The following is a 700-nucleotide window of genomic DNA, read 5'->3' on the forward strand; positions in this document are numbered from 1 at the left end:
TCTGGCACCGTCTGTGGCAGATACATGAACAGTCCAAGGACTTAATGAAATTCACTGTAAGCGGGAATGCAGATGGAGTACAGCCAAAAAAATCCGAAAAAGACCAAACGGGTGGATCTGGCCCTTCCTTTGATACCCGGCAGACAATAGGACTTATTTTAGGTCCACTATTTTTCGCTTTGATCCTTATGTTTTTTGAAGCTGAGGGATTATCTGAAAGCGCTGTCGCTATTTTGGCGAGCACTGTCTGGATTGCGACGTGGTGGATTACCGAAGCGATGCCGATTCCTGCAACCTCTTTGCTTCCATTAATTCTATTCCCGCTGACCGGGGGATTGAATGGAGATGCAACGGCTTCATCCTACGGTGACAATACTATTTTCCTCTTCATGGGCGGTTTTCTCATTGCCCTTGCTATGCAGAAGTGGAACCTACATAAGCGGATCGCATTATTCATCATCGGGCTGGTCGGCACGAGCACGGAATTGATCGTTCTCGGCTTCATGCTGGCGACAGGTGCACTTTCGATGTGGATTTCCAACACGGCGACATCGATGATGATGGTACCGATCGGGATGGCCGTCATCTATCAAGCCTCCGACCAGTTGAAAAAAGAGGGAGGAGGAGAAGTCGATCATTCTTCCTTCAATTTTGGAAAAGTCATTATGCTCGGAATTGCTTACAGTGCTTCCATCGGCGG

Annotated in this window: 1 protein-coding gene; it reads left to right on the forward strand. The window is 48.0% G+C overall.

Annotated features, from left to right (window positions below):
• On the forward strand, window positions 1-700 hold a 700-nt coding region (locus tag LD39_RS16785), incomplete at both ends, for an SLC13 family permease (protein ID WP_035550200.1).

This window comes from Halobacillus sp. BBL2006 (genome assembly GCF_000786645.1).
Taxonomy (GTDB): Bacteria; Bacillota; Bacilli; order Bacillales; family Halobacillaceae; genus Halobacillus.